Origin of the sequence: Kribbella caucasensis (assembly GCF_004361855.1) — a bacterium.
Classification (GTDB): Bacteria; Actinomycetota; Actinomycetes; order Propionibacteriales; family Kribbellaceae; genus Kribbella; species Kribbella caucasensis.
In genome coordinates this window covers 245,472-270,276 of sequence record NZ_SNWQ01000006.1, presented here as the reverse complement: position 1 = coordinate 270,276, position 24,805 = coordinate 245,472, and the positions used below count along the sequence as shown (strand labels likewise).

At 68.1% G+C, this 24,805-nt stretch carries 26 protein-coding genes; 18 read left to right on the top strand and 8 right to left on the bottom strand.

From position 1 onward, the window contains the following. Positions 1-9 precede the first annotated feature (9 nt). A complete protein-coding gene (locus EV643_RS14965) occupies positions 10-564 on the bottom strand; it encodes a TetR/AcrR family transcriptional regulator (protein ID WP_133800667.1) in 555 nt (184 codons plus the stop codon). A gap of 127 nt (positions 565-691) precedes the next feature. On the opposite strand from EV643_RS14965, the gene EV643_RS14960 reads away from it, so the two are divergent. Continuing rightward, positions 692-1,147 carry a nuclear transport factor 2 family protein gene (locus EV643_RS14960; RefSeq protein ID WP_133800666.1) on the top strand — a complete coding sequence of 152 codons (456 nt, stop codon included), beginning with the start codon at positions 692-694 and terminating at the stop codon, positions 1,145-1,147. A 67-nt stretch (positions 1,148-1,214) separates the two neighbouring features. Here EV643_RS14960 and EV643_RS14955 read toward each other — a convergent pair whose 3' ends face one another. Together EV643_RS14955 and EV643_RS14950 are read right to left on the bottom strand one after the other, a co-directional pair. Then, positions 1,215-1,634: a DoxX family membrane protein gene (locus EV643_RS14955; protein WP_238165591.1), complete on the bottom strand. Its 420-nt coding sequence runs from the start codon at positions 1,632-1,634 to the stop codon at positions 1,215-1,217. A gap of 79 nt (positions 1,635-1,713) precedes the next feature. After that, complete coding sequence (locus tag EV643_RS14950) at positions 1,714-3,027, bottom strand: citrate synthase (RefSeq protein ID WP_133800664.1); 1,314 nt, start codon at positions 3,025-3,027, stop codon at positions 1,714-1,716. Positions 3,028-3,277: 250 nt separating this feature from the next. On the opposite strand from EV643_RS14950, the gene rplM reads away from it, so the two are divergent. The 3 genes from rplM to glmM are packed head-to-tail and all read left to right on the top strand — an operon-like array spanning position 3,278 to position 5,632. Then, positions 3,278-3,721: a 50S ribosomal protein L13 gene (gene rplM, locus EV643_RS14945; protein WP_133800663.1), complete on the top strand. Its 444-nt coding sequence runs from the start codon at positions 3,278-3,280 to the stop codon at positions 3,719-3,721. A 35-nt stretch (positions 3,722-3,756) separates the two neighbouring features. Further along, positions 3,757-4,278 (top strand): 30S ribosomal protein S9, encoded by a 522-nt coding sequence (gene rpsI, locus EV643_RS14940; RefSeq protein ID WP_133800662.1) that lies wholly within the window; start codon positions 3,757-3,759, stop codon positions 4,276-4,278. A gap of 7 nt (positions 4,279-4,285) precedes the next feature. Further along, positions 4,286-5,632: a phosphoglucosamine mutase gene (glmM, locus tag EV643_RS14935; protein ID WP_133800661.1), complete on the top strand. Its 1,347-nt coding sequence runs from the start codon at positions 4,286-4,288 to the stop codon at positions 5,630-5,632. On the opposite strand, the gene EV643_RS14930 is transcribed toward glmM, so the two are convergent. Genes EV643_RS14930 through EV643_RS14915 form a run of 4 tightly spaced genes read right to left on the bottom strand, consistent with a single transcriptional unit; the run spans position 5,622 to position 8,296 of the window. Continuing rightward, positions 5,622-5,951 carry a gamma-glutamyl-gamma-aminobutyrate hydrolase family protein gene (locus EV643_RS14930; protein WP_133800660.1) on the bottom strand — a complete coding sequence of 110 codons (330 nt, stop codon included), beginning with the start codon at positions 5,949-5,951 and terminating at the stop codon, positions 5,622-5,624. The two genes, glmM and EV643_RS14930, sit on opposite strands and share 11 nt — an antisense overlap. Positions 5,952-5,958: 7 nt before the next feature. Beyond that, positions 5,959-6,351 (bottom strand): MAPEG family protein, encoded by a 393-nt coding sequence (locus EV643_RS14925; protein ID WP_133800659.1) that lies wholly within the window; start codon positions 6,349-6,351, stop codon positions 5,959-5,961. Continuing rightward, entirely contained in the window at positions 6,348-7,328 is a 981-nt protein-coding gene (locus EV643_RS14920; protein ID WP_133800658.1) for an ATP-grasp domain-containing protein, read from the bottom strand. Before EV643_RS14920 ends, EV643_RS14925 begins: the two co-directional genes overlap by 4 nt. Further along, positions 7,325-8,296, bottom strand: a complete 972-nt coding sequence (locus EV643_RS14915; protein WP_133800657.1) for a glutamate-cysteine ligase family protein — start codon at positions 8,294-8,296, stop codon at positions 7,325-7,327. Before EV643_RS14915 ends, EV643_RS14920 begins: the two co-directional genes overlap by 4 nt. Positions 8,297-8,352: 56 nt before the next feature. Here EV643_RS14915 and EV643_RS14910 point away from each other — a divergent pair, with 56 nt between their 5' ends. Both EV643_RS14910 and EV643_RS14905 read left to right on the top strand, forming a co-directional pair. Then, positions 8,353-8,853, top strand: coding sequence for a MarR family winged helix-turn-helix transcriptional regulator (locus tag EV643_RS14910; protein WP_133800656.1), 501 nt, complete (start codon positions 8,353-8,355; stop codon positions 8,851-8,853). Between the two features lie 153 nt (positions 8,854-9,006). Further along, a complete protein-coding gene (locus EV643_RS14905; RefSeq protein ID WP_133800655.1) occupies positions 9,007-9,558 on the top strand; it encodes a superoxide dismutase family protein in 552 nt (183 codons plus the stop codon). Here the strand turns inward: EV643_RS14905 and EV643_RS14900 are convergent. Then, the gene (locus tag EV643_RS14900; protein WP_133800654.1) at positions 9,541-10,566 is read right to left on the bottom strand and encodes a LacI family DNA-binding transcriptional regulator; all 1,026 of its coding nucleotides are present in this window, start codon (positions 10,564-10,566) and stop codon (positions 9,541-9,543) included. The two genes, EV643_RS14905 and EV643_RS14900, sit on opposite strands and share 18 nt — an antisense overlap. 232 nt (positions 10,567-10,798) lie before the next feature. On the opposite strand from EV643_RS14900, the gene EV643_RS14895 reads away from it, so the two are divergent. The 12 genes from EV643_RS14895 to EV643_RS14840 all read left to right on the top strand — a co-directional run bounded on the left by EV643_RS14895 (position 10,799) and on the right by EV643_RS14840 (position 24,805). Further along, the gene (locus EV643_RS14895; RefSeq protein ID WP_133800653.1) at positions 10,799-12,025 is read left to right on the top strand and encodes an ABC transporter substrate-binding protein; all 1,227 of its coding nucleotides are present in this window, start codon (positions 10,799-10,801) and stop codon (positions 12,023-12,025) included. Positions 12,026-12,047: 22 nt separating this feature from the next. Then, positions 12,048-13,013: a carbohydrate ABC transporter permease gene (locus EV643_RS14890; RefSeq protein WP_133800652.1), complete on the top strand. Its 966-nt coding sequence runs from the start codon at positions 12,048-12,050 to the stop codon at positions 13,011-13,013. Positions 13,014-13,022: 9 nt separating this feature from the next. Further along, the gene (locus tag EV643_RS14885; protein ID WP_133800651.1) at positions 13,023-13,838 is read left to right on the top strand and encodes a carbohydrate ABC transporter permease; all 816 of its coding nucleotides are present in this window, start codon (positions 13,023-13,025) and stop codon (positions 13,836-13,838) included. A gap of 22 nt (positions 13,839-13,860) precedes the next feature. Further along, the gene (locus EV643_RS14880) at positions 13,861-14,637 is read left to right on the top strand and encodes a ThuA domain-containing protein (RefSeq protein WP_133800650.1); all 777 of its coding nucleotides are present in this window, start codon (positions 13,861-13,863) and stop codon (positions 14,635-14,637) included. Beyond that, on the top strand, positions 14,630-15,727 hold the full coding sequence (locus EV643_RS14875; protein WP_133800649.1) for a Gfo/Idh/MocA family protein: 1,098 nt from the start codon (positions 14,630-14,632) through the stop codon (positions 15,725-15,727). Before EV643_RS14880 ends, EV643_RS14875 begins: the two co-directional genes overlap by 8 nt. A gap of 114 nt (positions 15,728-15,841) precedes the next feature. Further along, positions 15,842-17,632: a glycoside hydrolase family 3 protein gene (locus tag EV643_RS14870; protein ID WP_133800648.1), complete on the top strand. Its 1,791-nt coding sequence runs from the start codon at positions 15,842-15,844 to the stop codon at positions 17,630-17,632. Between the two features lie 2 nt (positions 17,633-17,634). Then, positions 17,635-18,921 (top strand): exo-beta-N-acetylmuramidase NamZ family protein, encoded by a 1,287-nt coding sequence (locus tag EV643_RS14865; protein ID WP_202869558.1) that lies wholly within the window; start codon positions 17,635-17,637, stop codon positions 18,919-18,921. After that, positions 18,918-20,648: a serine hydrolase domain-containing protein gene (locus tag EV643_RS14860; protein WP_238165590.1), complete on the top strand. Its 1,731-nt coding sequence runs from the start codon at positions 18,918-18,920 to the stop codon at positions 20,646-20,648. Before EV643_RS14865 ends, EV643_RS14860 begins: the two co-directional genes overlap by 4 nt. Before the next feature lie 35 nt (positions 20,649-20,683). Beyond that, on the top strand, positions 20,684-21,586 hold the full coding sequence (locus EV643_RS14855; RefSeq protein WP_133800646.1) for a MurR/RpiR family transcriptional regulator: 903 nt from the start codon (positions 20,684-20,686) through the stop codon (positions 21,584-21,586). A 32-nt stretch (positions 21,587-21,618) separates the two neighbouring features. Continuing rightward, complete coding sequence (locus EV643_RS14850) at positions 21,619-22,512, top strand: N-acetylmuramic acid 6-phosphate etherase (protein WP_133800645.1); 894 nt, start codon at positions 21,619-21,621, stop codon at positions 22,510-22,512. Positions 22,513-22,553: 41 nt separating this feature from the next. Next, entirely contained in the window at positions 22,554-23,561 is a 1,008-nt protein-coding gene (locus tag EV643_RS14845) for a GNAT family N-acetyltransferase (protein ID WP_133800644.1), read from the top strand. Between the two features lie 71 nt (positions 23,562-23,632). Beyond that, positions 23,633-24,805 carry an MFS transporter gene (locus tag EV643_RS14840; RefSeq protein WP_133800643.1) on the top strand — a complete coding sequence of 391 codons (1,173 nt, stop codon included), beginning with the start codon at positions 23,633-23,635 and terminating at the stop codon, positions 24,803-24,805.

Genomic DNA, 24,805 nt, shown 5'->3' with positions numbered 1-24,805 from the left:
GCCACCGCTTCAAGAGCTACGTCCCGGACGCAGGCCGTCGTACACGAGTGCCAGCATCCGATTCCGCACCTCCGGTTCGAGCGCGGTCGCCGTCGCCCCTCGGGAAGCCCCGATCAGCAGTGCATACACCTCGGGCAGCGCCGCATCCACCCGCACCGCACCGCTCTGCTGGGCCCGATCGAGCAACTCCCCGAACGCCTGCCGCAACCCCGCCCCAGCCCGCCGCGCATCCTCGCCGGCGACAGACCCCGCGGCGGTCAGCGCCTCCGCGATCGCCAGCTTCGAGCCCGCCTCCGCCACGACCTGCCCGAAGAACTCGAAGAACGCCTCACCCGGATCCGCCGCAACGGCCAGCTCGGCGGCACGATCACGAAGCCGTTCGAGCCGCAGCGTGTAGACCGCCTCGAGCAGTTCCACCTTGGTCGGGAAGTGCCGGAACACGGTCGCGATCCCGACCCCGGCCAGCTTCGCCACGTCCTCGGTCGAGGCCGCCGGCGAGGCGCCGAACACCTCCTCGGCCGCGGTCAGGATCCGCAACCGGTTGTCCCGCGCATCAGCTCGCACCGGCCCACCCTCCTTCTCGCTGCACAGCCTAGGAGACGCCGCTCGGCGCCTTGTGGTTGTAACCGAAGTTGTCACTCCGTATATTCGGAGTCGTCACTTCGTTTAACCATTCCAGAAGGGGCCCCGAATGACGCCCAGTGAGGTCTTGCTGCGCCTGGTCCACGGAGTCGCCGACCGCGATTTCGCCGTTCTCCCCACGCTCTACGCCGAGCAGACCGACGTCCGGCACCCGATGTCGCCGTACGGCGATCACCCGCTGCTCACCCGTGACGCCCTTCGCGACCACTTCGGCGGCACCGGCCCTCGGGTCGCGGGCGTGGTCGAGTACCAGCCCGACAACGTCCGGATCCACGAGACGACCGATCCGGAGGTGATCGTCGCGGAGTTCGACTACGCCGGCACAGTGATCGAAACCGGAGAGCCGTTCCGCGTGCCCTGCGTCTTCGTACTGCGGGTCCGCGACGGCCTGATCGTCGAGTCGCGCGACTACATCGACCACGTCAAGATGGCCCGCGCCCGCGGCCAGCTGGACGAGTTGATCGCAGTACTCCGGGAACCGGCGCCGAACCCGGCCGCGTCATAGCCCGCAGAACCGCAGAAACGTCCCCGGTCCGTGGCGGTGAGGCCGGACCGGGGACGTCCCCAATTCCTCAAACCCGCAGCCCCTTCAGCGGTGCCGCGGCCAGTGCCTTCGCCGCGATCACCAGCCCGGCGGCGGCCAGCACGATGTCCTTGAACACGTACTGCGCCTCCAGCGTCGGCGTCCCCGGGAACAGATCCCCGAAGAACAGCACCAACGGCGACATGATGCCGACCAGCGACATCCCCAGCACCAGCAGTCCGGTCCGCAGCAGCTTCCCGCTGACCAGCGTGATCCCGATGAAGCACTCCATCACGGCGGTGAGCAGCACGGCCGGCTGCCCGCTGATGATGCCGAAGGTGAGCCTGTCGATCGTGCGCATCACCAGTTCCTCGGCCGGGCTGGCGCCGGGGAAGAACTTCAGTACCCCGAAGGCGAGGAAGACCAGCCCGAGGCTGATCCGGAGGATGTCGACACTGTTCCGGCTCAACCAGCCGGCCTGACGGATCAGTGCCAGGGAACGCGAACGGCCCCCCGAACGTGTCGGGAGGCCGTTGTCGCGGGGTGGGTCAGCGGTCGCCCATGGGGACGTACGGCGTGCCGCGTTCGCCGGTGTAGATTTGCTTCGGCCGGGCGATCTTCTGGTCGCCGTCGCCGAGCATCTCCGCCCACTGCGCCAGCCAGCCCGACGTACGTGGGATGGCGAACAGCACGGTGAACATCTCCGGCGGGAACTCCAGCGCCTCGTAGATCAGGCCGGAGTAGAAGTCGACGTTCGGGTAGAGCTTGCGGGAGACGAAGTACTCGTCCTCCAGCGCGATCTTCTCCAGCTCGACGGCGATCTTCAGCAACGGGTTGATCCCGGTCACCTCGAACACGTCGTCGGCGGCCTTCTTGATGATCTTGGCCCGCGGGTCGTAGTTCTTGTAGACCCGGTGGCCGAAGCCCATCAGCCGCTCTTCGCCGTTCTTCACGCCCTCGATGAACGACGGCACGTTGCCGACCGTGCCAATCCGGCGCAGCATCTTCAGCACCGCCTCGTTGGCGCCGCCGTGCAGCGGGCCGTACAGGGCGGCGATCCCGCCGGTGACCGCGCTGTAGGGGTCGACCTGGGTCGAGCCGATCGCCCGGACGGCGTTGGTGGAGGCGTTCTGCTCGTGGTCGGCGTGCAGGATGAACAGGATCTCCAGCGCGCGTACCAGCCGGTCGTCGGCGGCGTACTTCGGCTCGCTCATCTTGAACAGCATGGACAGGAAGTTCGCCGCGTAGCTGAGCTCGTTGTCCGGGTAGACGTACGGCTTGCCCTGGGCGTGCCGGTAAGCGAACGCGCCGAGGGTCGGCATCTTGGCGATCAGCCGGCGGATCTGCAGGGCCCGGGACTCCTCGTCGAAGATGTCGCGCGACTCGGGGTAGAAGGTGGACAGCGCACCGACCGAGGCGAGCAGCATGCCCATCGGGTGCGCGTCGTACCGGAAGCCCTGCATGAAGGTCTTCAGGTTCTCGTGCACGAACGTGTGATAGGTCACGTCGTGCACCCAGGCCTCGTACTCCGCCTTGTTCGGCAGCGTGCCGTTCACCAGCAGGTACGCGACCTCGAGATAGTTGGACTGCTCGGCGAGTTGCTCGATCGGGTAGCCGCGGTACTCCAGGATGCCCTTGTCGCCGTCGATGTAGGTGACGGAGGAGCGGCAGGAGGCGGTGTTGACGAAACCGGGGTCGTAGGTGGCCAGCCCTCCGTCGCCGTCGGAGGCGCTGATCTGTTTCAGATCCGCGGCGCGGATGGTGCCGTCGGTGATGGCAAGGTCGTAGTCCTTGCCGGTCCGGTTGTCCCGGACGGTGAGCGACTGTTCGGTCACGATGCCCTCTTCGGAAACTGGCGTCATCGCCCGGTGAGTGAGGGTTACCGTCAGCCGGCGGGACGCGGTTCGGACTTCAATCTTCACCGCTAAACTAGTGCTGTCGGAGTCCGCTTCCAAGCCGGGGTCCCTAGGTGGGTTGCGCTCACTTTGACCGCGACGTGTCACCGCCGGTATTCTGGGCTGCTGTTGTGCGTACCAGTTTCCCGCCGGTCACGGTGGGACGCACGCCGACACTCCAGTTTTGTCAACCTCTGAGAAACGAAGGTCAACGACCGTGCGCACGTACAGCCCGAAGCCTGCTGACGTCACTCGTGAGTGGCACGTGATCGACGCCACCGACGTCACGCTCGGTCGGCTCGCCGTCCAGATCGCAACCCTGCTGCGCGGCAAGCACAAGCCGACGTTCGCGCCACATGTGGACGGTGGGGACTTCGTCATCGTCGTCAACGCCTCCAAGGTCGCCCTGTCCGGCACCAAGCGCACGGACAAGATGGCGTACCGCCACTCGGGTCACCCGGGTGGTCTGACGGCCACGCCGATCGGCGAGATCCTGGCCAAGGACCCTCGCAAGGCCGTCGAGAAGGCTGTCTGGGGCATGCTGCCGAAGAACCGGCTCAGCCGGAAGTCGCTTTCCAAGCTGAAGGTGTACGCCGGTCCGGAGCACCCGCACAGCGCCCAGCAGCCGAAGCCGTTCGAGATCACCCAGATCGCCCAGTAAGCGATCGACGAACCAGGTAAACGAGGATTCCCAGCGTGAGCGACATCACCACCGAGACCGAAGAGTTTGACCCCGAGGTCCCCATCGACAACGAGGGCCCGGTCGCCTACACCTCCGAGACGAGTCCGGCTCCGGAGCAGCGCGCCGAGACGGGTCGCGTCGCGGTGATCAACCCGGCCGGTGCGACCGGTCGCCGCAAGGAGGCCGTGGCGCGCGTGCGCCTGGTGCCGGGTTCGGGTAACTGGACCGTCAACGGCAAGCCGCTGGACGTGTACTTCCCGAACAAGGTGCACCAGCAGCACGTCAACGAGCCGTTCGTGGTCGCCGGCCTCGAGGGTTCGTACGACGTCATCGCCCGGATCAACGGCGGTGGCATCACCGGCCAGGCCGGTGCGCTGCAGCTGGGTGTCGCCCGCTGCCTGAACGCCGCCGACGAGGAGGCGAACCGGCCGGGTCTGAAGAAGGCCGGTCTGCTCTCCCGCGACGCGCGGATCAAGGAGCGGAAGAAGGCCGGTCTGAAGAAGGCCCGTAAGGCTCCGCAGTACAGCAAGCGCTGATCATCTGATGGGCCGTTTGTTCGGCACGGACGGAGTCCGTGGCCTGGCGAACGTGGACCTGACCGCGGAGCTGGCGCTCGACCTCTCGGTCGCCGCCGCTCACGTACTCGGCGAGGCCGGTGCCTTCGAAGGGCACCGGCCGCGCGCCGTTGTGGGCCGGGATCCGCGTGCCAGTGGAGAGTTCCTCGAAGCAGCCGTGGTGGCCGGTCTGGCCAGCGCGGGCGTCGACGTGGTCCGGCTCGGCGTGCTGCCGACCCCCGCGGTCGCCCACCTGACCGGTTCGACCGGCGCCGACCTCGGCGTGATGCTGTCCGCCAGCCACAACCCGATGCCGGACAACGGCATCAAGTTCCTGGCCCGCGGCGGAATCAAGCTCGACGACGCGATCGAGGACGCCATCGAGGCCCGGATGAACGAGAAGTGGCAGCGTCCCACCGGGTCCGCCGTCGGCCGCGTGCTCGACGACGGCCGCGGTTTCGAGACCTACGTGGCGCACCTGGTCCGCTCCGCCCCGAACCGGTTCGACGGCCTCAAGGTCGTGATCGACTGCGCCAACGGCGCCGCCTCGCTGACCGCGCCCGAGGCGCTGCGCCGGCTCGGCGCCGAGGTGATCACGTACGCCGCCCAGCCGGACGGCCTGAACATCAACCTGAACTGCGGTTCCACCCACATGGACGGCCTCCGCCGCGAGGTGATCGGCCACGCCGCCGACCTCGGGATCGCCCTGGACGGCGACGCGGACCGCTGCCTGGCCGTGGACGGCACCGGTGAACTCGTCGACGGCGACCAGATCCTGGCGATCCTGGCGCTGGCGATGCGGGACAGCGGCAAACTGTCCAACGACACCGTGGTCGCGACCGTGATGAGCAACCTGGGCTTCGTCCAGGCGATGGTCCGGGAGCGGATCGCGGTCGAGCAGACCAAGGTCGGCGACCGGTACGTGCTGGAGGCGATGAAGGCCGGCGGCCACAAGCTCGGCGGTGAGCAGTCCGGGCATGTGATCCTGTCCGACCACGCCACCACCGGCGACGGCACCCTCACCGCGGTCATGCTGCTGGCCCGCCTCGCCCAGACCGGCAAGTCCCTCCGCGACCTGGCCGGCGTGATGACCCGTCTCCCGCAGGTCCTCGTCAACGTCCCCAACGTCGACAAGGCCCGCGCCGGCACCGACCCCGCCGTACAGGCCGCGGTCGCCGCCGCAACCGCCCGCCTGGGCGACACCGGCCGGGTCCTCCTGCGACCCTCCGGCACAGAGCCGCTGGTCCGGGTCATGGTCGAGGCCGAGTCCTCTGACACCGCCCACGACATCGCCCACTCCCTCGCCGAAACGGTCGCGACCTCCCTCAAGCTCTAATCAGCGAACCCACCAGCCAGCTGAACAGAGCTGGGCCGGTTGGGTCGTTGAGCTCGGGGTGCCATTGGACGCCCAAGGCCGGCCAGTGGTCGGTGCCGGTCCGGGCTGGGTCGACGTCGCCGCCACCGGTGAGGATCAGGGCGTCGACGGCGTCGAGAGACACGGTGGCGCACTGGCCGACCAGGACGACCGGTGTGCCCCCGGCGGCGAGTACGGCGTCGGCGTACGACGTCGGGGTGCCGGTCACCGGGAGCTCGCCCCAGAACCGCGGAACGACGTACGTGCTGCCCACCAACCCGATGACGGGACGTCGCGTCATCGCGCGATCAGATCGTTGCGATGGCGGTGATGCCGAGGGTGACGCCGACGGCGTAGGTGCCCATCGCGCCGATGTCGCGCAGCGGGCCGTGTGCGGCGAGCGTCTTGGCGGTGAGCATTCCGACGGCGTGGACGGTCCGGACGACGAGGGACGCGACCGCCAAGGCGTCGACGAGCCAGCTGTCGGAGAGCGCGGAGCAGACCAGCAGCAGCACGATCATCGTCGGGATGTACTCCGCTGCGTTGCCATGGGCCCGGATCGCGATCAGGAGCTTGTCGGCGGGATCGGTCGGCGCCTGGTTGCCGGCGCCCCGGATCGCCCGGTTCCGGCTGACGTTGGCGCCGAGGAGGAAGAGCAGGACGCCCAGCAGGGCGATGCAGACGATGGTCACGGTGGTCATGCCGGAACTCCTTCGCAGTAACGGGTTGGTTGGGTGAGACGGCGCACCATGGCTTCGCTGAGCCGGGTGCCGAGCAGGGCGTCGGTCTTGTGCATCCCGCCCGGGCAGGTCACGTTGACCTCGATCAGCCGGCCGCCGATGACGTCGAGGCCGGCGATGGCGAGGCCGTTGCGGACCAGGTGTGGGCGGAGCGCGTTGACGATCGCCCGGTCGGCCTCGTCGATCTCGGCGGATGCGACCGGTGGGCCGATCCGGAAGTCGTCGACGGCCGGCCGGCGCAGTACCGCGCCGACGATCTCGCCGTCGAGCAGGAACAGCCGTTTGTTGCCGTGCGCAACGGCCGGCAGGTATTGCTGGGCGATCACCTGGCGGTGCCCGCCGTGGGTGGCCGACTCCAGTAACGCGATCGCGGCATGGTTGTCGTCGACCAGCCAGACATCGAGTCCGGCGAAGCCGTCGACCGGCTTGACGACCGCCGTACCGATCTTGGCGACGAACTCGCGGAGATTGGCGGGGTCGGCGCCGACGTACGTCGGTGGGCACAGCTCGGGGAACCGCAGCGCGATGAGCTTCTCGTGCATCGCGCGGACCCCTTCGGGCCGGTTGACCACGCGGGTGCCCGCTTCCTCAACCAGGTCGAGCAGGTACGTCGTGTGCAGATAGCGCGCGTCGACCGGCGGATCGATGCGCAGGTGCACGAGATCGAACTCGTCGACCTCGACCACCGCGACGTCGAGCTCGTCCCACCAGGTCGAGTCGACGATCCAACGGTGGTCGCGGCCCGCCGGACGTCGCGGCCGCAGCCGGATCCGACGAGCGCGTGCACGCACGTGGCCGTCGATCACGGCAAGCTCTTCCGGCTCGCAGCACCACACGTCAGAGCCCAGGTCCTGGGTGGCGCTCATCAGGCCGATGCTCGCGTCGATGTCGGCCTGCAGCCCGGTGAGCGGGTCGGTGACGAACAAGACGCCGTTCATGCGACGAGCTCCAAGTCTCGTACCGGCACCAGCTCGCGACCGCGAACGGCGGTAGGGATATCCCCTGCGGCAGCCGCGCGCCAGTGTTCAGCCAGGTGAGGGCGGTTGGGCTCGAGCGCTCGGAGCGTGCGGCGGCGGATCTCGTCGTCGTACAGCAGGCTGGCCAGAACCGCGACTATGTACCCAGCCGCGACGGGCTCTTGGACGTCAAGGAAACGGACCTCGAGGTAGTTCCCGCGAGGGCGGACGGGCGGGAACAACGTGGTGAGGTGCTCGGCCGGTCCGCCGGTCGTGAAGACTGTCGCCCCAGCTGCGAACGAGGTGTACGCCGCGACCGGGTTGTCACCGTGCAGCAAGCGGTCGTCGAAGCCGGTCCGGGCGGGGTCGACGTCGAGCCAGGTGGTCAGCCTCCCGTCGGGTCCCGAACTCCTCGCGAACGCCGCGGCCAGGAACGGCCCGGCGAGATTGAGGACCCGCCACTGTTCGGCGCCGTCACGACCGGGCCACCAGTCGAGGCACACCTGAGTGGAGGCGGTACGGCGCATCATCCGCCGGCCGGCCGGGCCGATGGTGTCGAAGTGACGTTGCATCGCGACGTACCTCGGACTCGTCAGCTGCAGCGGGACCTGGTCCTCGGTGCGCGGGTCGACGGGGAGTGCCTGGGTGCGGATGTCCGCCGCGGCGAGGTGGCGCCGGAGGTCGTCGGTCAGCGTGCCGAGGGTCCGGGTGAGGGTGGCCAGGTCGGGGGCGCAGGGCAGGCTCAGCTCGAGCTGACCGCCGGGTTCGAACCCCAGGTACTGCGCGGCTGCCGCCGTCCTAGCCGCGTGGCGCACCCGCTCGATCGGTACTGCGGCTCCCGTCGCGGCGTCGGCGACGAGGAGTTCCTGCTCCACGGCGACCCGGGTCGTCCTGCTACGGCTGCGAGCGAACAGACCCGAGACGAGTGGGCGAAGCTCCTTGGTGTTCATTGATCCCCCTGATACTGTAAGGATTCCTGTCTGAATATTGGAAGGAATCCTTACCGATGTCAAGGGTCAATCTGCGACGGCTCGATCAGAAGCCGTTCATCGCGCTGGCCGACCGGGCCAACCGGGCGCTGCAGGCCGACCTGGTGCGGACCCAGCACCGCCGCGGTCATCCGGAGATCAAACCGGCCCACAACTCGGTCTTCGCGACGCTGGCCCCGGACGGATCCCGGGCCGCGGACATGGCTGCGCGGGCCGGGATCACCCGTCAGTCGATGGGCGAGGTGATCCGCGAAATGGTCGATCTGGGCATCCTCGAGATGCGCCCCGACCCGGAGGACCGGCGGGCCAAGCTGGTCACCTACACCGAGCACGGGGTGGGGGTCGCTAGCCACGGCTACGACCGCCTCAGGGAGCTCGAGCAGCGGTTCGCCGAGGAGTTCGGCGAGCGGGAGTACGGGATGGCCCGCGACGTTCTCGACCGGGTCGCCGGCCTGCTCGACCGCTGGGCCGCCGAGGAACTTTCCACCCCCGACGACCAAGACACCGCCGCGAGCTGATCACCATCCCGAGCAGCGCGTCGGCGTCCAGCCGCGCGCCGTCGGCGGGTAAATTCGCAGCCGCATCCAGTGGTTTCGCTGTCACCCGGCCCGCGACAGTGTCCCGTCTGTTGTAGTGATCCGTGCTTCCAGCATGGACGTCGAGGGGGAGTCATGACAGCAGCAGTCCGTAATGTTCTGACCACGACGGCCGTACTCGCCGTCTCCGCGCTGGCCGTCGTGCCGATGGCCTGGGCGCAATCCGGCGACGACTCGGGTGCCGATGTCGTGGTCGAGCAAGGCGCAGTCCGGGATCTGGCGCCGGCGACCGCGGGGCCGCTCGACGGCGCCTATGCGGTGTTCCGCATGGTGTCAGGCGACGGCCGAAGCGCGGTCCGCCTGAATCTCTACGGCATCGACCGTTCCGAGGCAGGCCGCAGGTTCGGTGCCCACCTGCATGTCGGACCGTGCGTAGAGGGCAACGGTGCCGCGGCTGGCCCGCACTACAACACCGACACCGTCGCCGGCGTGGTCCCACCCCGCGTCGACCCGACTACGGAGGTCTGGCTCGATTTCACCACCACGAGCGGCGGGACCGGCCACGCAATCGCCGCCGTCCCGTTCATCCCGCAGCCCGGCAACCGCTCGATCGTCATCCACCAAGAACCAACCGACCACCACGGCACCGCCGGCCCGCGCCTCGCCTGCCTACCGGTCTCCTGGTGATCTTGGTGGGGCTGTTGAGCCGGCGGGGTGGAGGGTGGCGGGGATTAGCTGGGGTGGGAGGGGAGTGGCGCCTTCTAGTTGGCGGATCAGGGCCTCGGTGCCGAGTTGGCCGAGTTCGGGGCCGGGGGTGCGCATGATGGTGAGCTCGGGGTCGGACATGGCCGCCGTCTCGGGGGACATCAGGAGTGGGAGGACCGAGATGTCGGCGGGGACGTTGTGGCCGAGGCGGGTCAGGCCGGAGAGCACGCCGAGGGCGGCGAACTCGTTGACCACCAGGACGGCGGTCGTCTCCGGGTGTTCGCGGATCAACTGAGCGGCCGCTTCCTGGCCGGCTCGGGTGGAGCCGCCCGATTCCAGTACGACGGTTTCGAGCCCGTACTCCGCCGCGACGCGGCGATAGGCGGCCTCGGACCGAACGTAGGGGCCGTAGGTCCGGAACACGGGATCCTTCAGGTTGCCCGAGATCAGGGCGAGACGCCGATGGCCGAGACCGTGGAGATAGCCGACAGCCTCCTCGACGGTGGTGTCGAAGTCGATGTCGACGTGGTCCAGGCCGGCCAGCTCGGTGGTCCGGCCGATCAGCGCGAACGGCGTACCGGTCTCCTGCAGGATCCCGACCCGGGGGTCGTCGAGCTGGACCTCCATCAGCACGACTCCGTCGACGAGTCCCTGGCCGACCAGCTCGGTCAGCTCGGTCCCGTCGTTGCCGACCGGCCAGAGGACCAGGTGGTAGTCCTGTTTGCGGGCGGCGTCGGCGGCGCTGGTGAAGAACTCCGCCGCGGTGAAGCCGAACTTGTGGTCGAGCGCCGGATACGCCATCGCGATGATGTGCGTCCGCCGGCTGGCCAGCGCGCGGGCGACCACGTTGCGGCGGAAGCCGAGCTCGGACATCGCCTGCTCGATCCGGCGCCGGGTCGCCGCGGTCACCGGTTTGGTGTCATTCAGCACGAAGGAGACGGTCGCGATCGACACGCCCGCCCGCTGAGCCACGTCTCGCATGGTCACCATCGGACAGTCCCCTCCCTGAATCTGCGGCCGAACTCTTGACAGCAGTGTGACCTACGGAACATAGTCCTGGAACACCCCAGTTAACCGCTTTACCGATCTGCACACAAGCACACCGGCAATCTTTCGGGCCACCCGGTTAACCGCTTAGATCAGCGGTGTCGATTCGAGCCCACCCCACCGCCCCGGTCAGGCGCCGAGGGCCTCACCCATTCCTCGAAGGAGCCGAATGCCCATGTTCTCCAAGCGGATCTCCGCCGCCCTGGCCGGTGCGACGGCGTTGTCGCTCGCGCTCGCCGCCTGCGGTGACGGCGGTGGATCATCGTCCTCGTCGGGTGACACCGTCACCAGCCTGTCCATCCTCGACTACTACAACAACGACCCGGACAAGACGCTCGTGCAGCAGGGGCTCGACGCCTGCGCCAGTCAGCTGGGCATCACTCTGCAGCGGGAGACGGTGCCTGGTGACACCTTGATCCAGAAGGTGCTGCAGCAGGCGTCGTCGAAGACGCTGCCCGACGTGCTGATGCTGGACAACCCCGACGTACAGCAGATCGCCGCGACCGGTGCGCTGGCGCCGCTCAACGAGATGGGGCTCAGCGGCGACGGGTTCGCCCAGGGCATCGTCGACGCCGGCTCGTACGACGGAAAGCTCTACGGGCTCGCGCCGGTGACCAACACGATCGCCCTGTTCTACAACACCAAGATCCTGGCCGACGAAGGTGTGCAGCCGCCGAAGACGTGGGACGAGCTCAAGGCCGCGGCGAAGAAGCTGACCAAGCCGGGCCGGTACGGGATGGCGTTCAACGCGAACGCGACGTACGAGGGTTCCTGGCAGTTCTTGCCGCCGATGTGGACCAACGGTGGTGACGAGACCGACCTGACCAGCCCGCAGGTGGCCGAGGCGTTGCAGTTGTGGGTCGACCTGGTGCAGTCCGGGTCCGCGTCCAAGAGCGTCATCAACTGGACCCAGGGTGACGTCAAGGACCAGTTCGTCGCCGGCAAGGCCGCGATGATGGTGAACGGGCCGTGGAACATCCCGTCGCTGAACGAGACGCCGCAGGTCAAGTGGGAGGTCGTCCAGTTCCCGGTGAACAAGACCGGCCAGACCCCGATCGCGCCGCTCGGCGGTGAGGCTTGGACGGTGCCGCTGAACAAGGAACAGGCCAAGCAGCAGAAGGCCGCCGACTTCGTGAAGTGCCTGACCTCGGACGAGAACGAGATGCGCTGGGCCAAGTCCCGGTTCACCGTGCCGACCCGGACCGCGCTCGGCCCGGAGCACGTCAAGGAAGTTCCGTCGATGAAGGCCTTCTCCGAGCAGGTCGCCAACGCCCGGTCCCGGACCGGCAAGCTCGGCGACAAGTGGCCGGACGCCGCGAAGGTGATCTACCAGGCGATCCAGCTCGCGCTGACCGGCCAGGCAACAGCGCAGGACGCCTTCAAGAAGGCCTCCGGCGGCTGATCCGGGCGGGGAGACGACCGAGATGGTGCACGCACCCACGCTCACCAAGGCCGGTACCTCCGACGCGCCCTCTGCGGAACCATCCCGCAGGCGGCGCGGCCGGCGGCACCGCGGTGAGGACCTGACCAAGATCCTGTTCGTGCTGCCGGCCGCCGCCGCGATGATCGCGCTGTTCGGCTATCCGGTGGTGAAGAACCTGCTGATGAGCCTGCAGGACTACACGCTCAAGACCTTCTTCACCGGCGCGGCTCCGTTCGTCGGGCTGGACAACTACGTGGCGGTGGTGGAACACCAGCTGTTCTCCAAGGCGATGGTGAACACGGCACTGTTCACCATCGGCTCGATCGTCTTCCAGTTCGTCATCGGGCTCGCGCTGGCGCTGTTCTTCAACAAGCGGTTCGCGCTCGGCGGGATCCTGCGGTCGTTGCTGTTGCTGCCCTGGCTGCTGCCGCTGATCGTGTCCAGCGCGACCTGGCGGTCGATCCTCGAGCAGGACAGCGGCATCCTGAACCGCAGCCTGGCCTGGCTCGGCGTGATCGACGAACCGGTGCCGTGGCTCAACTCGCCGAGCTTCGCGCTGATCGCCGTGATCGGGGTGAACATCTGGATCGGCATCCCGTTCAACGTGACGCTGCTCTACAGCGGCCTGAAGGAGATCCCCGGCGAGCTGTACGAGGCGGGGGCACTGGACGGCGCCACCGGGTGGAATGCGTTCCGGCACATCACCTGGCCGAACCTGCGGGCGGTCGCCAGCGTGCTGCTGATGCTCGGGGTCGTCTACACGGTCAAGGTGCTGGACGTCATCCTCGGTATGACCGGCGGCGGTCCGGCGAACGCCACCCAGACGCTGGCCACCCAGTCGTACGAGCGGTCGTTCATCGACTTCAAGTTCGGCCAGGGGGCGGCGCTGAGCAACATCCTGATCGCGATCTCGCTGGTGTTCGCGGTCCTCTACCTGCGCGGCACCCGGCGTGCCGTCGACGAGTAAGGAGCCGTGATGCACGAGTCGCAACTGCGTCGCACCGTGTACACCGCGATCGGCGTACTGATCCTGTGCGTGATGCTGTTCCCGGTCTACTGGATGCTGAACGCGTCCCTGCAGCCGTCGGGGAACACGCTGACCGCGAGCTTCCTGCCGCTGGACCCGAGCTTCGCGGGCTACCGCCGGGCCATCAGCGAGCAGGGTGACAACCTCATCACCAGCGTCATCATCGCGTGCGGGACCGTCGTGCTCAGCCTGCTGGTTTCGGCGCCGTGTGCCTACGCGCTGGCCCAGTTCCGGTCCCGCTGGGTCGGGATCGGGCTGCTGGCCATCCTGGTGTCCCAGATGATCCCGGGCATCGTGATCGCCAACGCCCTCTACACGGCGTACGAGAATCTCGGCCTGCTGAACTCGATCCCCGGGCTGATCGTGGCCAACTGCAGCAGCGGGATCCCGTTCGCGATCCTGATCCTGCGCTCCTTCATGGTGTCGGTGCCGCAGTCGCTGGTGGAGGCGGCCCGGGTCGACGGCGCCGGCCTGCTCCGGGCGTTCGTGTCGATCGTGCTGCCGATCTCGAAGAACTCCCTGATCACGGCCGGGCTGTTCACCTTCCTCTTCTCCTGGAGCGACTTCCTCTTCGCCCTCACGCTGACCACCAAGGGCGGCGTCCGCCCGGTCACGCTGGGGATCTACCAGTACCTCGGCACCCAGGTGCAGAACTGGAACGCGGTGATGGCGACCGCGGTGCTCTCGGCGATCCCGGCCATCGTGCTGCTGATCGCCGCGCAGAAGTACATCGCCGCCGGCGCCATCGGCGGGGCCATCAAATGACAAACACAGCAAAGGAACCGGTATGACGATTCGCGTACTCGTCTGGGGCGAGAACCGGCACGAGCAGGTCGAGCCGCACGTGGCCGAGATCTACCCCGACGGCATGCACAGCACCATCGCCGCGGGGATTCGAGAGAATCTCGGCGACGCGGCGTCCGTCAGCACCACCACCTTGGATGAACCAGAGCACGGCCTGACCGAGGACGTGCTGACCGAGACCGACGTACTGGTCTGGTGGGGCCATGCCGCGCACGGCGAGGTGGACGACAAGGTGGTGGAGCGGGTCTACCAGCACGTGCTGTCCGGGATGGGCCTGATCGTGCTGCACTCCGGCCACTGGTCGAAGATCTTCGGCCGGCTGATGGGGACCACCTGCACCCTGCGCTGGCGCAGCGAACAGGACCGTGAGCTGGTCTGGACGGTCAATCCGACGCACCCGATCGCGCAGGGCGTCCCGCATCCGATCGTGATCGAGCAGCAGGAGATGTACGGCGAGTTCTTCGACATCCCGACCCCGGACGAACTGGTCTTCGTGTCGTCGTTCAGCGGCGGCGAGGTGTTCCGGTCCGGGTGCACGTTCCGTCGCGGCCACGGCAAGATCTTCTTCTTCTCGCCCGGTGACCAGGACTACCCGGTCTACCACCACAAGGACATCCGCAAGGTGATCGCGAACGGGGTCACCTGGGTGAATAGCGACCGGCCAGAGCGGGCAGTGCCGACCCTGCTCCGCTACGAGACCGGCGAATTCTTCCAGGGCCACGGCTACAAGGGACCGATCGAGGAACCTGCCGATGCCTGAACCTCTGCGACTTCTTCAGGTTGGTGCGGGCGGCATGGGTCGAGCCTGGCTGCGCACCATCTCCGCCAACCCGGACGTCGTCCTCGCCGGGCTGGTCGACCTCGATGTTGACCTGGCTCGCGCGGCGGCCGATGAGCACGGGTATGCCGACGTGCCGGTGGCGAAGTCCATCGGCGACTTGGTCGGGGCGACCGGGGCCGAGGCGGTCATCGACGTGACCGTCCCGGTCGCCCACCCCAAGGTCAGCATCGACGCGCTGCGCCGGGGGCTGCCGGTGCTCTGCGAGAAACCGCTCGCCGAGACCGTCCGCGAGTGCCTGACGATGGTCGCGGCTGCCGAGGTGAGCGGGCAGTTGCTGATGGTGTCGCAGTCGCGCCGGTACTTCCGGACCGGCAACGCCTTCGGCAAACAGCTCGCCGGACTCGGTCCGATCGGGTCGCTGAGCTGTGAGTTCTTCAAGGCGCCGCGATTCACCGGGTTCCGGGCGCAGATGGCCGAGCCGTTGCTGGTCGACATGGCGATCCATCAGTTCGACCTGAGCCGCAAACTGATCGGTTCCGAGCCGGTCTCGGTGTACTGCGACTCGTTCAACCCCGGCTGGAGCTGGTTCGACGGCAACGCGTCGGCGACCGCGATCTTCACCTTCGCCGACGGGACCAGGTTCACCTTCACCGGAAGCTGGTGCGCGCCCGGCCTGGAGACGTCCTGGAACGGCAAGTGGCGAGCCAGTTCCGCCCAGGGAACGGCGACCTGGGACGGCGACAACGCCCCGGTGGCCGCGCTCGGTGACGGGACGGCGATACCGGCCGAGGTTGGTGACGAGCCCGAACAGATCGACGGCTCGCTGGCCGAATTCGTCCAGGCGGTGCGCGAGTCCGCCGTACCGCAGGCCGAGGTGCACACCAACGTGATCAGCATCGCGATGGTTGAAGCGGCCGTTCGGTCGGCGACTCTCGGTACGCCGGTTCGCATCGCCGACGTACTCGAGGACGCGTACGCCGAGGCGCTGGCCACGGTCCAGGACGACGCGTTGCTGACGACGCTGAAGTCGTGGCCGTCGGTGCAACAGGTGGTGGGTCTGGCGGACTGACAGAATCCGGCGCAAGGCAGATGACGAGTTTCCCTTGACCGGCCCCGATGGCGTGGGTAACTTTCGAGGCCGGGGATCAGCCTTGTAATTCAATAACCTATTTGGGGGCCGGTCATGTCCGCCTTGCGCCGCTTCGCAATCGCCACCCTCGCAACGATCACAGCCACCGTCACTCCGGGAGTCGCCGTCAGCGCGCCGCCACCCGAACCAGCGACACCCCTGCAACAGGCCATGAAGGCGATGCAGGGGATGTCGCTGGAGGAGAAGATCGGCCAGATGTTCGTCCTGTTCGGCTACGGGCCGGGCGCGAACCTGCCGGACGCACGCAACACCACCCTGTACGGCGTGGCGACACCGGCCGAAGTGGTCGCGAAGTACAAGCCGGGCGGATGGATCTACTTCAACGCCCGCGGCAACGTGGAGAACCCGACCCAGCTGGCGACGTACTCGAACCAGTTGCAGCAGGTCGCGACCAGCACCGGGCTCCGCGTCCCGATGATGATCGCCACCGACCAGGAGCAAGGCGTCGTCGTCCGCATCGGTCCACCCGCGACGCAGTTCGGCGGCAACATGGCGCACGGTGCGGCTCGCAGTACGGCGGACGCCCGGACCGCGGCCGGGATCACCGGTCGCGAACTGAAGGCGATGGGGATCCGCCAGGACTATGCCCCGGTCGCCGACGTGAACGTGAACGCGCTGAACCCGGTGATCGGGGTCCGCTCGTACTCGTCCGACCCGCAGCTGGTCTCGGACATGACGGCCGCCCAGGTGCAGGGTTACCAGCGGGACGCCGGGATCACCGCGACCGCGAAGCACTTCCCGGGTCACGGCGACACCCGCGACGACAGCCACACCTCGCTGCCGACGATCAACCACACTCTTCAGGAGTGGAACACGATCGACGCGCCGCCGTTCAAGGCCGCGATCAAGGCGGGGATCGACTCGATCATGACCGCGCACATCGTGGTCCCGTCGCTCGACCCGTCCGGTGACCCGGCCACGTTGAGCAAGCCGATCCTGACCGGGGTGCTGCGCCAGCAGCTCGGGTTCAAGGGTCTGATCATCACCGACGCGCTGGAGATGGCGGCGGTCCGGGCCAAGTACGGCGACGCCGAGGTCGCGATCCGCGCGATCGAGGCCGGGGCGGACCAGTTGCTGCTGCCGCCGGCGCCGGACGTGCAGTTCAACGCGGTGGTCGACGCTGTCAAGTCCGGCCGGATCAGTGAGAGCAGGATCAACGAGAGCCTGCTCCGGATCATGCTGCTCAAGCTGAAGAACGGCACTCTGTTCAACCCGTTCGTCGACCCCGCGAAGGTCGCGACGACGGTCGGTACGCCGGCCAGCCTGGCCACCGCGCAGCGGATCGTCGACAAGAGCGTGACCCTGGTGAAGAACAACGCCGGCGTGCTCCCGCTGAGCAACGAGGCGCGGAAGATCCTCGTCACCGGTTTCGGCGTCACCACCACCCAGTCGCTCGCCAACAGCCTGACCAGTCGCGGCGCCACAACCACGGTCGCGCAGACCGGTACCGCACCGTCCGACGCCGCGATCGCGGATGCCGTGACGAAGGCGCAGGCCAACGACGTCACCGTCGTACTGACCTCGAAGGCCTGGGACACGACCGTCACCGACAAGCTGGCCAAGCAGCAGAAGCTGGTGAAGGACCTGCTCGCAACGGGTAAGACGGTGATCGTGGTGGCCGTCCGGGATCCCTACGACATCGCCTACTTCGACCAGGCGCCGACGTACCTGGCCACCTACGGCTTCGCGGCGGTCTCGATGGAGTCGCTGGCCAAGGTGCTGTACGGCCAGATCGCGCCGGCCGGCAAGCTCCCGGTGGACATCCCGGTCGCCGGTCAGCCGCAGACACCCCTCTACCCCTTCGGCCACGGATTGAGCTGGTGACGATGAAACGACGCAGCCTGCTGGCGGGTGCCGGCGCGCTCGCCGCCGCCCCTTTGATCGACCTACCTGCCGCCTCAGCGGTCGAACCGCAAGGGCATGGGCGCAGAGTGTCCACCGGCGCTCAAGCACTCGCGAACGACGGGTGGCGGGCGCTGGCCGGACAGAAGGTCGGAGTGTTCAGCAACCCGACCGGCATCCTCGAGGACCTGAGCCACATCGTCGACACCATGCACGCGTCCGGCAAGGTCGATGTCGTCGCGGTCTTCGGACCCGAGCACGGCTTCCGCGGCAGTGCGCAGGCCGGCGGTTCCGAGGGCGACCACGTCGACCCGCGGACCGGCATCATGGTCTACGACGCCTACGGCGCGAACGCCGCCAAGCTGCAGACCCTCTACACCAGATCCGGTGTGGAAACGGTGGTCTTCGACATCCAAGACGTCGGCGCGCGGTTCTACACCTACATCTGGTCCATGTACGAGGCTATGGTCGCCGCCGCCCGGACCGGCGCCAAGTTCGTCGTACTGGACCGGCCGAACCCGGTGGGTGGCTTCGCCAGCGGCCCCATGCTCAAGCCCGGGTACACCTCGGGTGTGGGCAAGGAGGAGATCATCCAGCAGCACGGCATGACGGTCGGCGAGCTGGCCCGGATGTTCAACGCCGAATACCTGGCGCTGGACACCGGCGGACCGGTCGTACAGGAGCTCGAGGTGATCGAGGTAGAGGGCTGGAAGCGGGACCAGCTCTTCGCCGAGACCGGCCTCACCTGGGTTATGCCGAGCCCGAACATGCCGACACCGGACACCGCGCTGCTCTACCAAGGCACCTGCCTGTTCGAGGCCACCAACCTGTCCGAAGGTCGCGGCACCACCCGGCCGTTCGAGCTGATCGGCGCGCCGTACATCGACTACCGCTGGGCGGAGGCGTTGTCGACCAAGAATGTTCCCGGCATCGAGTTCCGGGAGGCGTACTTCACCCCGTTCATCAGCAAGAACGCCAACCTGCTCTGTGGCGGCGTACAGGTACACATCACCGACCCGCACCGAGTGGAGCCGATTCTGGCGGCCACTCACATGATGGTCGAAGCCAAGCGGCTGTACCCCCAGTTCGCCTGGCGGACGGAGAATCCTCCCGGCCGGTGGATCGACCTGCTGACCGGGTCGGACCGGTTCCGCACGATGTTCACCGCCGGGGCTTCGGCGGAGGAGATCGTCGGCGCCTGGCAGTCCGAGACCGCCGCCTGGAACGCGCGCCGCGCGCAGTACCTGTTGTACAAGGGAGCTCACCGGTGAGGCTGCGTACGTTCGGTGCCGTCGCGATAGTGTCCACCCTGATGCTTACAACGGCCAGCCCTGCAGTTGCCAACGGCAACAAATCCGGACGTTTCGACCGCCCGTACGACGGCTACGCGCCGAAGTCCACCCTGTTGCGCGACTCGACCCCGGCGAACGCGGGCCTCGATCCCGCGCCGATCGACACCGCACTGGCCCAGGTCGACGCGTGGACCCGCCCGAACGGGACCGCGAAACCCCTGTACGCCGGCGCGGTCACGCTGCTCGGCCACGACGGCAAGATCGTCACCCGGACCGCGACCGGGATGGCACTCAAGTACGCCGACGGCGCGGGCACCGAGTTGCCGGCCGATCAGCAGATTCCGATGCGCACCGACACCATCTTCGACATGGCGTCGGTGTCGAAGCTGTTCAGCTCGATCGTGGTGATGCAGTTGGTGGAGAAGAACAAGGTCGGTCTGGACACCTCGATCGCCACCTACGTTCCGGAGTTCGCCGCCAACGGCAAGCAGGCGATCACCGTCCGGCAGGCGCTGACCCACACCACCGGGCTGCCCGCCTGGCTGCCGTTGTGGAGTGCCCAGCCGGACCCGGCCTCGCGAATGCAGATGGCCCTCACCGCGACGCCGACCAGCGCCGCGGGGACGAAGTACCTCTACAGCGACCTGAACCTGATCGCGCTCGGCGAGCTGGCCCACCGGGTGACCGGGAAGACGCTGGACAAGCTGGTCGCTGACGGGATCACCAAACCGTTGCAGATGCGCGACACGGGCTACAACCCGGATGAGAAGAAGAAGCCGCGGATCGCGGCGACGGAGTACCAGGCGTCGCCGCCGCGCGGGATGGTCTGGGGCTCCGTCCATGACGAGAACGCATGGTCGCTGGATGGCGTCGCTGGGCATGCCGGGGTGTTCAGCACCGCGGACGACCTGGCCGTGCTGGCGCAGGCGTTCCTGAACGGCGGCAGCTACCGGCAGGCCCGCATCCTGAAGGAAAGCTCCGTCACCGCGATGATCACGAACTTCAACCAGGCCTTCCCGGGCAACGATCACGGGCTCGGGTTCGAGCTGAACCAGCGCTGGTACATGAACGGCCTGTCCGGACCCCGGACGGCCGGCCACACCGGCTACACCGGGACCTCGCTGGTGATCGACTTCGACTCCCGCTCGTTCGCGATCCTGCTGACCAACCGGGTCCACCCGAGCCGCAACTGGGGCAGCAACAACCCGGCCCGGCGCGCCGTCGTACAGGGGCTGGCGTTGTCGCTGGGCGTGGGACCGCGGCACGGCAAGGACGCGTGGTTCTCCGGCACCACGGACGCCAGTACGACGACGCTCGGCGTACCGGTCTCGGTACCGGCTGAGGGTGGACGGCTCGCGTTCGACCTGTTCGTCGACACCGAGGACACCGACCTGCTGTACCTGGAGAGCTCGGCCGACGGGACCACCTGGACCAAGGTGCCGTTCACCGTGCAGGACCGGGGCACGGTGATCGACACGGACGGGACGATCAGCGGATCAGGAGAGCGGCACTGGCATCAGGTGTCCGCTGACCTCGCTCCGGGTGACCAGACGGTCCGGTGGCGCTACACCTCCGACGCGCTGTACCAGGGCCGGGGCGTCTACGTGGACGGCGTGAAGATCACCAGCGGCGACCAGGTCGTTTTCGACGGAGAGCGAACGCCGGAATCATTTGTCGCCTTGGGTTGGAGACTTTCGCGTCGGTGACACCGCTCGGTGTTCATTCGCCGTACCGTGCTGTCATGACATCAGTAACCTCTCCAGATCCCACGGGGCCGCTGCTGGTCCGGGTCCGCGCGGTGATGCCCGCGCTGGCGCCGGCCGAGCAGCGGGTGGCGAACGCGGTCCTCGCGGACCCGGGCGGAGTGGCGGCGATGACGATCTCCGAACTGGCCGAGGTGGCGTCCACCTCGGAGACCACGGTCATCCGGTTCTGCAAGCAGATCGGCGTTCCCGGCTATCCGCAGCTCCGCCTGCAGTTGGCGGCCCAGTCGGCACAGGAGAGCATGAGACCCGAGGTCGGTGGTGACATCGAGCCCGGGGATTCGCTCGCCGACGTGGTCGGCAAGGTCGCGTTCGCCGACGAGCGGGCGGTCCGGGAGACCGCCCAGCAGTTGGACGTGGACGCGCTGGCCAAGGTGGTGGCCGCGGTCGCCAAGGCGCCGCGAGTGGACCTGTACGGCTCGGCCGCCAGCTCGTTCGTGGCGCTCGACCTGCAGCAGAAGCTGCACCGGATCCGCCGGGTCGCGTTCGCTTGGTCGGACGTGCACGTGGCACTGACCAGCGCGGCCCTGCTGGGCAAGGACGATGTCGCGATCGGGATCTCGCACACCGGGACCACGGTCGAGGTGATCGAGGCGCTGGAGCTGGCCGGCAAGCACGGCGCGACCACGGTCGCGGTGACGAACTTCCCGCGCTCGCCGCTGGCGCAGGCCGCGGATCTGGTGCTGACCACGGCGGCCCGCGAGACGACGTACCGGTCCGGGGCGATGTCGAGCCGGATCGCGCAGCTGATGGTGATCGACTGCCTGTTCATCGGCGTGGCCCAGTCGGTCATGCCGGATGCCCGCAAGGCGCTCGAGGAGACCGCCATCGCGGTCCGTGGGCACCGGGTGAAGGGTTCCGTCAATGATCCACAGAATTGAAATATCTTCAGTAGGAAACTAACCTCGTAGGCGTGATCACACCCACGGAGCAGCGCAACCCCAGGACGCTGGCGATCGATGCGGTGGGCACCACCGAGATCCTCCGGATGGTCAACGCGGAGGATGCCCGGGTGGCGGGCGCGGTCGCCGAGACGATCCCCGAGCTGGCCCGCGCGGTCGACGCCGCCGTCGAGGCGATCCGGGCCGGTGGCCGGGTGCACTACTTCGGCGCCGGGACCTCCGGCCGGCTGGCCGTGCTGGACGCCGCCGAGTTGCTGCCCACCTTCCACGCGCCGGACGATCTGGTGGTCGCCCATCACGCGGGTGGGATGGCGGCATTGCTGCGTGCGGTCGAGAACGTCGAGGACTCCGAGGAGGGTGGCGCCGCCGACGCGACCGAGGTGACCGGACAGGACTTCGTCGTCGGTCTCGCCGCCTCCGGGAGTACGCCGTACGTGGCAGGCGCGCTGCGGGCGGCGCGGGCGGTCGGCGCTGTGACGGCGCTGGTCACGTCGAACCCGGACGCCCCGCTGGCGCCGTTGGCCGACATCCTGATCGCGGCGGACACCGGGCCGGAGGTGATCGCCGGTTCCACCCGGTTGAAAGCCGGGACCGCGCAGAAGCTGATCCTGAACGCGTTCTCCACCACGCTGATGATCAAGCTCGGCCGGACCTGGTCGAACCTGATGGTCGACATGGTTGCCACCAACAACAAACTGCGCGGCCGGATGCTGCGGATCCTGGCCGAGGCCACCGGTGCCGACGCGGACGCCTGCGCCTCCGCCCTCGAGGCCGCCGGCGGCGAACTCAAGCCGGCCCTGGTCCACCTCCTCACCGGCACCCCCGTACCGGCCGCCCGCGAAGCCCTGGCAGCCGCCGACGGCCGCGTCGCAGGAGCCCTAGGCGTCCTCACCGCGACCGCTTAAAAGGTTGGAGCTCGTCAGGCCTTCGTCTCTACAGTGAGGCGGTGAGTACTCCTGAGCGGGTGGACCCGCGCGACACCGAGGGCATCGCGGCCTGGTACGACGTGTTTCGGGCGGCCATGGACGAGGGGCGGCCCTATCCGGTGACGTGGACCCTGGAGGAGCTTCGCGTCTCTCTGCTTGAGCCGACCGAGTACGCGGCCAAGGAGATCTGGATCGTCAGGAATGAGACCCAGGCGGTCGCGGGTGCGATGTTCCTCGACGTGCCGCTGAAGGACAACACCTTCGCCCTCAGCGCGAGGATCGGAGTCCGCGCAGACGCCCGCAGACAGGGCTACGGCAGCGCTCTGGCCCAGGCGATCGAGGAGCGGGCCGCGTACTACGGCCGCACGGTCGTCCAGGCCCAGGTCGACATCCCGCTCGGCAATGACACGGATACCCCGGCGCAGGCGTTCGCCCGGTCATTCGGGCTGACCCCGGCGAACTTCGAAGTCCACCGGGTGCTCGAGCTCCCGCTGGCCGAGGATGTCCTCGACAAGCTCTCCGAGGAGGCCGCCCAGCACCACGAGGGCTACCACCTCCGCAGTTGGCAGGACCACTGTCCCGACGATCTGGTCGACGCCTTCGCCGCTTTGCAGGCCAGCTTCAACCTGGAGGCGCCCCACGGCGAGTTGGAGGTGGAGGCGGCGGTCTGGGATGCCGACCGGGTCCGCTCGGTCGAGAACCAGAGCCTCGCGCAGGGACGGCACGGTTGGATGACCGTGGCGATCGCCCCGGACGGCAGCCTGGCCGGTCACACCGAGCTGTACGTCGGCAAGCACGATCCTGGCAACGTGTTCCAGTGGGGCACGCTCGTCTCACCGGCTCATCGAGGCCACCGGCTGGGCTTGGCGCTGAAGGCGCACAACCATCGCGAGCTGCAGCGCAGTCACCCGGAACCGCTCGTCGTACACACCTGGAACGGCGAGGCGAACACGGCGATGAACGCCGTCAACGCCAAGCTCGGCTTCCGGCCGGTCGAGTTGCATGAGGAGTGGCAGCGGAGCGGCTGACGGAATTGGTCCTCTGTCTGTGCCTGAAACTGGATCTGTAGGGGAGACCGGTTCGCTCCTACCGTCGAGGCATGAGCAGCGTATGTGAGGTTCCGGCAGCAACCACTCCTGTAATCACCCGACTGGTGACGGCGCAGTTCGCGCAGTTGCTCGCGATGGTGTTCGGCTCCGGGTTGAGCATGTACCTGCTCACCTCGGTGGTCCCGCTCTACCTGGCCGCGAACGGCTCCGGCGGCGTCGGCGCGGGCCTGTCCACAGGCGCCATGATGCTGTCCGCGGTCGCCACCGAGTTGGTGATCCCCAAGCTGATCGCCCGGATCGGCTACCGCGGCACGCTCGGCCTCGGCCTGGTCCTGCTCGGCGCCCCCTCACTGCTCCTGATGCTGACCGCGTCCCTCCCGCTGGTCCTCGCCGTCTGCGTTGTCCGGGGCGCTGGGCTGGCCGTCCTGGTGGTCGGCGCGGTCGCCCTGGTCGCCGAGATCACCCCGTCCCACCGACGGGGTGAGGGATTCGGGATCTACGGCATCGCGGTCGGCGTACCGGCCGTGATCGGTCTACCGCTCGGCGTCTACCTGATCGAAGGGCTCGGCTTCGGCGGACTCTTCGTCCTCGCAGCGATCGCGTCGCTGGCTGGTCTCGCCGCGCTGCCGGGTCTGCCGAAGCGCAGTACGGAAGCCGAGGAGCAGCACGTCAAGGTGCTCGGCGGTCTGCGGGGGAGCGGGCTGCTGATGCCGACCTTCGTCTTCGCTGCGGTGACTGTCGCCGCTGGGATCAGCGTGACCTTCCTGCCGCTGGCTGTTGCCGGTGACAACCACTCGCTGGTCGCCGCCGCCCTGCTGGTCCAGGCCGCCACCGCTCCCGTCGCGCGTTGGCTGGCCGGCCGATTCGGCGACCGGCTCGGCCCGGTGAAGCTCCTCGCTCCCGCCCTCGTCCTCGCCGCCCTCGGTGCCGGCTCGCTGATCTTCATCACCAGCCCGGTCGCGATCGTCGTCGGCGCGGCCTTCTTCGGCACCGGCTTCGGCGCCGGGCAGAACCTCACCTTGGCGATCATGTACGACCGCGTCCCCAAGACCCGCTACGGCCAGGTCAGCGCCCTCTGGAACCTCGCGTACGACGGCGGCTGGGGCATCGGCGCCATCGTCTTCGGCGCCGTCGTCGCGGGCACCGGCTACTCCCTGGCCTTCGGACTGACGGCGGCTGTGGTGGCGCTCGCGATTGTACCGGCCGTTAAAGCTTCCCCCTGA